The 282-nt window shown below is 29.4% G+C and carries 1 protein-coding gene; it reads left to right on the top strand.

Going from position 1 to position 282, the window contains the following annotated elements; all coding sequences use genetic code 11:
- A partial coding sequence (locus KGF50_RS22095; RefSeq protein ID WP_227850019.1) for a transposase occupies positions 1-282 on the top strand: 282 nt, incomplete at both ends.

Genomic DNA, 282 nt, shown 5'->3' on the forward strand with positions numbered 1-282 from the left:
CCTAAACTTGGTATGGTTAAAGTAAGGGATAAACAAGTACCTCAAGGGAGAATACTTAATGCTACTGTATCCAAAGAGCCAAGTGGTAAGTATTATGTATCATTATGTTGCACTGATATAGATATTGAAGCATTTGAAAATACTAATAATCATGTAGGTTTAGATTTAGGAATTAAAGAATTTTGTATCTCAAGTTGTGGACAAATTATAGAAAATCCTAAGTATCTTCTAAAGTCATTAAACAAACTTGCTAAATTACAAAGAGAATTATCGAGAAAAACA

Source organism: Clostridioides sp. ZZV15-6598, assembly GCF_020657705.1.
GTDB lineage: Bacteria > Bacillota > Clostridia > Peptostreptococcales > Peptostreptococcaceae > Clostridioides > Clostridioides difficile_F.